Source organism: Aeromonas bivalvium (genome assembly GCF_000819765.1).
Taxonomy (GTDB): Bacteria; Pseudomonadota; Gammaproteobacteria; order Enterobacterales; family Aeromonadaceae; genus Aeromonas; species Aeromonas bivalvium.
This window is the reverse complement of sequence record NZ_CDBT01000054.1, coordinates 88,712-96,721: the sequence shown is the minus strand read 5'-3', so window position 1 is coordinate 96,721 and position 8,010 is coordinate 88,712. Positions and strand designations below refer to the sequence as shown.

Sequence of the window (8,010 nt, the reverse complement as noted above, 5' to 3'; positions counted from 1 at the left end):
CGGCACCGGCAAGACCACCCTGCTGGAGTGCCTCATCCCGCGTCTGGTGGCGCGCGGCCTGCGCCTCGGGGTGCTCAAGCACACCCACCACGCCTTTGACATCGACCAGCCCGGCAAGGACAGCCACCGCCTTCGCCAGGCGGGGGCCGCCCAGGTAATGGCGGCCTCCAGCCTGCGTCACGCCCTGATCCAGGAGACGCCCGACGGTGAGCCCCCCTTCGAGGCGCTGCTGGCCCGCTTCGATGCCAGTGCCCTGGATCTGCTGCTGGTCGAGGGGTTCAAGCACAGGCGCTTTCCCAAGGTGGAGCTTCATCGCGCCGCCCTCGGCAGGCCCCTGCTCTTCCCCCATGACCCCGACATCATCGCCCTGGTGAGCGACGCCCCCCAGGCCACGACCCTGCCCCGGTTCGCCTTCGACGAGCTGGACGCCATCGCCGACTTCGTCTGCGCCAGACTGCCCCGGCAGGATGCCCATGACCCGTCCCCTGTGCCACCGCTGCGCCTGCTCGCCCGGGCCCTTGAGGCGATCCCCAATCCGGCGCGGGAGGCCTGCCTGCCCGGCTACCTCAGCCAGGATGCCGACGGGCACTTGCAGGTCCGCCCGGCAAGTGGTTTCATGCCTTCTGCCCTGCTCCCGGCCAACTGCCTGATCGAGCTCCCTGCCCGAACGGCCATCTCCCCCGGCGAGCGGGTCCGGATCCACCCCTTGCCGGGGGGGTTGCCGTGACGGCGACTGCCCGTCGGTGCGGCGACACGAGAAGATCAACCTGACATGAGACGACGCCCTTGCGCCTGAACACACCGCTCTCCCGCTTCGATCTGCTGATCTATGGTCGCTACCGTCTGGTACACGGCCTGCGCATTGCCCTGGCCTTCACCCTCACCTTCCTGCTGACCCGGGAGCTCAAGCTGCCGGAAAGCACCTGGCCTCTCATCACCCTGGTGGTGGTGATGGGCCCCATCTCGTTCTGGGGCAACGTGCTCTCCCGCGCCCTGCAACGGGTGGTGGGCACCATCTTTGGCGCAGCCTGTGGCGTGGTGGCCCTCTATCTGGAGCTCTATGCCCTGCCCCTGATGCTTGCCTGGTGCAGTGCCATCATGTTTCTGTGCGGCTATCTGGCGCTGGGCAAACGCCCCTATGCAGGGCTGCTCATCGGTATCACTCTCGCGGTGACCATGGGGGCCAGACCGGGGGACATAGAGATGGCGCTCTGGCGCAGCGGCGACGTCATCCTGGGATCCATGCTGGCCCTGCTGTGTTGCAGCATCTATCCCCAGCGGGCCTATACCCACTGGCGCATGCAGATGCACGACAGCCTGCTGCAGGCCCAGCGCATCTATCACACCCACCTCTCCCCCAACATGCTGGAGCGTCCCAGGCTCACTCAGAGCCATGCCCGCCTGCTCGCCAGAATAGTGAGCCTGCGGCCCCTGCTGGCGCCCGCCGTCAAGGAGACCCGTCTCAACAGCACCCTGTTCGAGGCCGTCCAGACCACGATGCGCAACACCTTCTGCACCCTGGAGATGCTGGCCAACACCTATTGGCGCGATCGCCAGAGCCACTTCCTGATGCAGAGCCACCCGGGGCTTCGCGCCTGCCAGCAGGCCACGGAGGCCGTGCTCACCGAGCTCGCCCTCATGCTCCACAGCGGCGATGCCACGGCCGCCGACGAGGCCATCAGTCGCCTGCAGGAAGCGGCCGCCCAGGTACAGGCCGAAGTGCGCCCGGGGGCCGATGACGAGGCGACCATCAGCGGCTATCTCTGGCTCAATCTGCAGCTCACCGAGCAGATAGTGCATCTCCATCGTCTGCTGGGGCTGGTGCTGCAACCCTACCATGCGCCCTCGGCGCGCCCATGAGCGCCCCAGTCTCGACCATGGGGTCGTCCGAACGCCCATGAAAAGGCCCCGCCGAAGCGGGGCCTGTCTGACGAGGGCAAGTCGCACTTCCCCCTGGTTCGCCCGGGCGCGGCCCTCAACCGGTCGCGGAGCCGGCCCGGCTCATGGCGGCCAGCTGATCCTGGCTCAGGGTCGAGACCAGACGCCCCTGATAGTAGAGATCCACCACCTCGCCACGACGCTCGCCGCGCATGGTGCCCTGACTGCCATCCTGGTAGTGGATCTCCATCTGCGCCGTATGCTCATCCGGATAGTGCACCTCCACCTCGCGTACTCCCTGGGGCAGCATGGCCAGGGGCACCTTGTTGAGTGCAGGATCAAGGTGCGGGTTGACCTTGAGCACCGCATCGGCCTTGTGATCCACCAGCGCCGGGGACTTGCCGGTCACCGGGTTCTTGCCGGACCAGAACTCTATGGTGTTGACCACGAAGAGATCCGCGGTGGCCGCCAGGCCATAGACGGGAGAGAGCAGCACGAAGACACCGGCGCGACCATACCTGTTATCCACCACCTTGAGGTTGGCCTGGGTCACCATGGCGGAGAGCCCCATCTGCCCCATGCAGCCACCTAGCCCAAGAGTGCCCGTCGCCAGCAGCAGCGCCAGCGCCGCCTTCTTGCCCATCAGTCGTGCCATGTCAATTACTTACACCATATTGAAAAAGGAGGGGCACAGCCTAATCAAGGGTGGGCCGGGCAACAATCGGCAAGGTCTGGCCAGTACAGCCGTGATTCAGCTTGGCGGCGCGATCGCGCAGATAATCGCCACGGGCCGTGAGATAGCCGCGGGGCATCACGCCGAGGGGGGCTCCTGCACGCGCCCCTCCCAGCCGCATGAAGGGTTCACCATGTTGACCGGGGCCCCGGCGGCAAAGGCGAGCAGGTTGTCAAACGCCTGTCCCAGATAGCACTCATAACTGTCCCGGGTGACATAGCCCAGGTGCGGGGTCGCTATCACGTTGGCCATGGCGAGCAGGGGATCCCGGCCCAGGGGCTCCTGCTCGAACACGTCCAGGGCGGCAAAGCCGGGTCGCCCGGCCGAAAGGGCCGCCAGCAAGGCGCCGGGGGCCAGCAGCTCGGCCCGGCTGATGTTGACCAGCAAGGCATCTGGCTTCATCAGCGCCAGCTCGGTGTGTCCCACGCAGTGGCGGGTCTGGTCGCACAGGCGCAGATGCAGGCTGAGCACATCGCTCTGCCCAAACAGCGCCTCCCGACAGGGGGCGGCGAGATAGCCCGCCCCCTCTGCCGCCTCCCGGGACGCCTCGCTGCCCCATACCAGCACCCTCATGCCAAAGGCCTGGCCGAAGGCGGCCACCTTGCGCCCTATCTTGCCAAACCCCCAGATGCCCAGGGTCAGCCCCGACAGGGAGCGCCCCAGGCCCAGGGGGCCGCTCTGCTGCCACTGCCCCTGCCTGAGCCCATGCCAATAGGCGGGCAGGTGCCGGCTCGCCGCCAGGATCAGAGCCCAGCAGAGCTCGCTCGGCGCCACGGGGGATCCGCTTCCCTCCACCACCAGCACGCCGTGGCGGCTGCAGGCGGCGAGATCCAGATGCTGGCTCACCTTGCCGGTCTGGCTGACCAGTCGCAGCCGGGGCAACCGGGCGAGCAGGCGCTCATCGATCCGGGTGCGCTCGCGGATCAGCACCAGGGCCTCGAACGGGCGCAGCCGCTCCACCAGCTCGGTCCGGCTCGCGGCCGGGGTCCGAAACAGGGTCACCTCGTGACCCGCCAGCTTGTCAAAACAGGCCAGCGTCCGGCTGGCTTCCTGGTAATCGTCCAGTATGGCTATCTTCATCCCTGCTCCCGGGGTGCCTCCCCCATAAAAATGCCGGTCAGTGACCGGCATCATATCCATCTGGCGACATTTCAGCCAGGGCGCCACGACCGCGCTCAGAGGGAGAGGGCGGACACCGTCTGGGAGACCCGGCTCGCCTCCTGGCGGATCTCTGTCATCAACCTGTCCACGCCGGCTATCTGCTGCTTGCCGAGCTCGGCGCTGCCCGCCACCCCGGCCATGTCCTCGGTCACCCTGGCGGTCAGCTCCCGGTTCTTCTGCACCACCCTGGCTATCTCGTCGGTGGAGAGGCTGGTGCGGGCCGCCAGCTGGCGCACCTCGTCGGCCACCACCGCAAAGCCCCGCCCCTGCTCCCCGGCCCGGGCCGCCTCGATGGCGGCGTTGAGGGCCAGCAGGTTGGTCTGATCGGCGATGGCACTGATGGTCGAAACGATGGCCTCTATGCTCCTGGACTGCTCGTTGAGCTGAGCGATGAGGGCGCTGGTCTCATCCACCCGGGTGGCGATGAGAGAGGAGGTATCGACCACGGCGCGCAGCAACCCGGCCCCCTCCTCTGCACTGTGCAGTGTCTCCTGTGCCGTGCTGTGGGCGAGCCGGGCCGCTTCCCGGGTGGCATGGCTCTGATGAATGCGGGCCGTGATGTCGCTGGCGAATTTCACCACCCTGACCACCTTGCCGCCCTCATCCCGGATCGGGTTGTAGGTGGCCTCCAGCCAGATGGCGTCCCCCCGGCTGTTGTAGCGCATGAAGAGACCGGACTTGAACTGGCCCCGGGCCAGCTCCTCCCAGAAGTGGGGCTGTTCGCGCCAAAAGGCCTCGTCGCAGAAGATCCTGTGATGCTTGCCCACCAGCTCGCTCAACCGATAGCCCATGGTGTCCAGGAAGTTGGCATTGGCATCGAGGATCTCGCCGCCCGGGGTGAACTCGATGATCGCCTGAGAGCAGTCCAGTGCCTGGGCCAGCGCCTCCAGCCGTTGCAGCCGCTGATGGCGCGCCGTCACGTCGCGGGCAATCTTGAGTACCCGGGCCACCCTGCCCTGCTGCTGCACCGGGAAATAGCTTGCCTCGAGCCAGCGGGTCTCCCCTCGCTGGTTGACCCGCTCGAAGATACCGGACTGGGGCTGCCCCTGGGCGAGGCGGCGCCAGAACTGCTGCTCGTCGCCAGGCTTGTCCATCCCTCTGGGACAAAGCAGGCTGTGGTGGCGCCCCGGCAGTTCGCCTGTGCCATACCCCATGAGCGCCAGGAAGGAGGGGCTCGCCTCCAGGATCTCCCCGTCCGGACTGAAGAGGATGGTCGCGGCGCCCCCCTGGATAGCCTCGACTATGCTCTGCGCCTCATCGAGCCGGGTCTGACAAGCCTGCAGCTGTCCCTTGAGTTTGTGATTGAACATGATGCTTCTACCTCGTTGACGGTCCGGAGTGGCACCCAGCCCCCAGTGATCCTGACGGCCCAGACTCGGTGGTCAGAGCTCTGTGAAGGGGCGGGCGCGCAGTGTATAGAAAAGCGGCTGTGTCGCCAAGAGCGTCAGTACGAGGCAGGATCCCGTCGGGATCAGGGTGAAAAGCCGGCGTCGGGATCAGGGTGAAAAACCGGCGTCGGCATCAGGGGGTTAGGGAGCACTCCAGGCAGGCCGGGTTACCCGAAAAACCGAATGTTTCGTACAGTGCTCGCCCCTGCTCGCTGGCATGGAGCCACAGCTTGCCCAGCTGCTGTTCCCTGGCATGGGTCACCATGGCATGGAGCAGAGCCCTCGCCATGCCGCGCTTGCGCCACGCCGGCCGGGTGTAGAGGTTGAGCAGATATCCCTCCCGCCCCGCCAGATTGCCCGGATAGGGTGGCCGCACGAAGAGGGCAAGAGTGGCGCACGCCACCGGTTCGCCCCCCTCTTCCACCAGCCAGGTGCGGGCGCTGCCCTCTTGCTGCGCCTGGATGAAATAGGCCTGCGTCGCCTGTCTGAGGGCGGGATCGGCATCCGGTTGCGCCAGCTCCCCCAGCTCGAAAAACAGCGCCATGCGCAGATCCGTCAGGGCTGGAATATCGGCGGCCAGGGCCTCGCGAACCATCATGCCTCTCTCCTTGGGTGCATCACCATGATGACAAGAGGGGCGCCAGGGCCCCTTCATTTGGCTCCCACCTTAATGGCCGCCACGCCCCCTGGCAAGGCGCCAGCTGTCCAGCGCCAGGGGGCCTGCGCCCCACACCACCAGGGTCAGCAGCATCCAGCCCCACAGCTGGTGATCATAAAAGCCCCCGGCCCAGAGGGTGGGATAGGAGATGACCGCCATGGCGTTGAAGCCGAACAACAGCAGGGCGGCGGGCCGGGTAAACAGACCTGCCAGCAGGAAGAGCGGCAGCAGCAGCTCGGTCGCCGTGCCCAGATAGGCCGCCCACAACCAGGGCAGCAGGGGCACCTGATACTCGAACTCGAACAGATAGAGGGTGCTGTCCCAGGCCGTGAACTTGAGCCAGCCGGCTCTCAGGAAGATGACGGCGACCCAGAGCCTGGCCAGCAGCAGCACCGCCCCCGCCAGAGTCCCTTGCCAACGTTCGGCCAGTTGCTGGCCCCGTGCGATCCATGCTCTCATCGACTCTCTCCTTGTGTGTCGGCGACCCCGGCATGACCGGGCCCAGTCTCGACCAATGGCATGGGGGCAGATGGCCCAGCGGCGGGCTCATCCCCATCTTGTGAAAACCCCACCAGCAATCCCCGTCTCACCAGGGCTGGCAGCAGGGTTGCCAGCTCGGGCTCATCGTCGAGGGAGGCCAGGTTCACCCCCCGCTGGCAGGCATGCAGCAGCCGATAGTGTCCCTCTTCCAGGGGCAGGGGCACCACGCTGAAATCCGGCTGTTTTTGCAGGGCGAGCCAGCAGGGGGCATCGGGATCCGCGGGGGGATCCCCTTGCGCCAGCGCCATGCGCCACAGCCCGACCACATCGGCGCGGCAATGGAGCAGGGTCAGGTTGTCGGCCAGCAGGAGTCGCACCCGCCCCCAGGCCTCAGGGGCCAGGGCCGCCAGCGCCTGTGCCGGCCAGCGCCGCGTCTCGGGCGGCAGCAGGGCGGAGCGCTCCAATTGCCACTCGAACATCGCCAGTTCGGGCAACCAGGGCAGGTGCGCCGTGGTCGGCAACCCGCGAAGCCAGTCTGCAAACCCGGCGCCATAACCCATGACGTTCCCCTCCTGGAGGGGAGCGGCCAGGATGAAGCCGCGGACGGCGGCATCGAAGAATGCCTCCCCGACCATGGCACGGGTCGCGCCATAGGTCGCGGCCAGCACCTCGGTGAGACTGAGGATGAAGTTGTTGCGATAGAGCTGCAGCAGGGCCTCGGCCGTGAAGCGGCCCGGCATCACCCGGGCGGCGACCTCATCGGAGATCCCCAGCTGGCTGGCGGCAAACGCCCGCTGCAGGCCGAGCAAATCCGGCTCATGGTCCAGGGAGTCAGACATGGCTCGGCTCCTTCCCCTCGGCCAGGGCCGCTTCCAGGATGAGGCTGGCCTTGTCCGCCTCGGCGATAAGCACGGGCAGGGCCGGGATCTCGCTGTCCCATTCGATCAGGGTCGGCCGGGGGCCCCAGGCACAGAGGGTGCGATAGAGGGCCCAGACGGGGTCGGCCACGGGGCAGCTGTGGGTGTCGATATAGAGGTGCCCTTCGGGGAGCACCTTGTCGGTAAAGCCGGCCAGATGGATCTCCTTGACCGTCGCCAGATCGATGGCGGCCAGATAGTCGGCGCAGGAGAAGCCCTGGTTGAAGGCACTGACATGAAGGTTGTTGAGGTCGAGCAGGATGCCGCAACCACTCTCTTGCTGCAGCCGGGCCAGAAATTCCCACTCCGGCATCTCCCCCTCAAATTGCAGGTAGGAGGAGGGATTCTCGATCAGCAGCTCGCAGCCCAGCAGATCCTGCACCCGCCTCACCTTGTCGCTCATCCTGGCCAAGGCGGCCCGGGTGTAGGGCATGGGCAGGAGATCATTGAAGTAACGGCCATCCACGCTGCCCCAGCTCAGGTGCTCCGAGACCCTCACCGGCTTGACGCAGGCCACCAGGGCGCGCAGCCGGGCCAGATGGCCAGGATCGAGGGGATCACTTGACCCCAGTGACATGCCGATGCCGTGCAGACTGACGGGGTAATGTTCGGCCAGGGCCGCCAAGACGGCGAAGGCGCGACCGTGGGGCTCGAAATAGTTCTCGCTGTGAACCTCGAGCCAGCCGACGGCGGGCCGGGTCGCCAGCATGATCTCATAATGGGGCGGGCGCAGACCGATGCCGATGGCGCTGTGCATGGTTTCTCTCCTCATCTGACCCATGGGGTGGCGTCATG

The 8,010-nt window shown here is 66.7% G+C and carries 9 protein-coding genes; 2 read left to right on the top strand and 7 right to left on the bottom strand.

What is annotated here, in order from left to right:
- A partial coding sequence (mobB, locus tag BN1119_RS15280) for a molybdopterin-guanine dinucleotide biosynthesis protein B (RefSeq protein ID WP_041999840.1) occupies window positions 1–727 on the top strand: 727 nt, incomplete at its 5' end.
- 59 nt (window positions 728–786) lie between these two features.
- Entirely contained in the window at window positions 787–1,860 is a 1,074-nt protein-coding gene (locus BN1119_RS15275; RefSeq protein ID WP_041999836.1) for an FUSC family protein, read from the top strand.
- 115 nt (window positions 1,861–1,975) lie between these two features.
- On the opposite strand, the gene BN1119_RS15270 is transcribed toward BN1119_RS15275, so the two are convergent.
- The 7 genes from BN1119_RS15270 to bufB form a co-directional block, all read right to left on the bottom strand.
- Window positions 1,976–2,533, bottom strand: coding sequence for a DUF3332 domain-containing protein (locus BN1119_RS15270; protein ID WP_041999833.1), 558 nt, complete (start codon window positions 2,531–2,533; stop codon window positions 1,976–1,978).
- 156 nt (window positions 2,534–2,689) lie between these two features.
- The gene (locus tag BN1119_RS15265) at window positions 2,690–3,691 is read right to left on the bottom strand and encodes a D-2-hydroxyacid dehydrogenase family protein (protein ID WP_041999830.1); all 1,002 of its coding nucleotides are present in this window, start codon (window positions 3,689–3,691) and stop codon (window positions 2,690–2,692) included.
- A gap of 95 nt (window positions 3,692–3,786) precedes the next feature.
- Window positions 3,787–5,082, bottom strand: coding sequence for a methyl-accepting chemotaxis protein (locus BN1119_RS21065; RefSeq protein WP_041999827.1), 1,296 nt, complete (start codon window positions 5,080–5,082; stop codon window positions 3,787–3,789).
- A gap of 211 nt (window positions 5,083–5,293) precedes the next feature.
- Window positions 5,294–5,758, bottom strand: a complete 465-nt coding sequence (locus tag BN1119_RS15255) for a GNAT family N-acetyltransferase (RefSeq protein WP_041999824.1) — start codon at window positions 5,756–5,758, stop codon at window positions 5,294–5,296.
- A gap of 69 nt (window positions 5,759–5,827) precedes the next feature.
- Window positions 5,828–6,277 carry a DoxX family protein gene (locus BN1119_RS15250; protein ID WP_041999821.1) on the bottom strand — a complete coding sequence of 150 codons (450 nt, stop codon included), beginning with the start codon at window positions 6,275–6,277 and terminating at the stop codon, window positions 5,828–5,830.
- Entirely contained in the window at window positions 6,274–7,137 is an 864-nt protein-coding gene (locus tag BN1119_RS15245; protein ID WP_084205503.1) for an HvfC/BufC N-terminal domain-containing protein, read from the bottom strand. Before BN1119_RS15245 ends, BN1119_RS15250 begins: the two co-directional genes overlap by 4 nt.
- Window positions 7,130–7,972 carry an MNIO family bufferin maturase gene (bufB, locus tag BN1119_RS15240; protein ID WP_041999818.1) on the bottom strand — a complete coding sequence of 281 codons (843 nt, stop codon included), beginning with the start codon at window positions 7,970–7,972 and terminating at the stop codon, window positions 7,130–7,132. The genes BN1119_RS15245 and bufB overlap by 8 nt, the downstream gene beginning before the upstream one ends.
- Window positions 7,973–8,010: the final 38 nt, after the last annotated feature.

Excerpts from the sequence above, each read along its gene's own strand:
- BN1119_RS15245 (WP_084205503.1), bottom strand. The coding sequence starts at position 7,137 with ATGTCTGACTCCCTGGACCATGAGCCGGATTTGCTCGGCCTGCAGCGG.
- BN1119_RS15250 (WP_041999821.1), bottom strand. The coding sequence starts at position 6,277 with ATGAGAGCATGGATCGCACGGGGCCAGCAACTGGCCGAACGTTGGCAA.
- BN1119_RS21065 (WP_041999827.1), bottom strand. The coding sequence starts at position 5,082 with ATGTTCAATCACAAACTCAAGGGACAGCTGCAGGCTTGTCAGACCCGG.
- BN1119_RS15255 (WP_041999824.1), bottom strand. The coding sequence starts at position 5,758 with ATGATGGTTCGCGAGGCCCTGGCCGCCGATATTCCAGCCCTGACGGAT.
- BN1119_RS15265 (WP_041999830.1), bottom strand. The coding sequence starts at position 3,691 with ATGAAGATAGCCATACTGGACGATTACCAGGAAGCCAGCCGGACGCTG.
- BN1119_RS15270 (WP_041999833.1), bottom strand. The coding sequence starts at position 2,533 with ATGGCACGACTGATGGGCAAGAAGGCGGCGCTGGCGCTGCTGCTGGCG.
- bufB (WP_041999818.1), bottom strand. The coding sequence starts at position 7,972 with ATGCACAGCGCCATCGGCATCGGTCTGCGCCCGCCCCATTATGAGATC.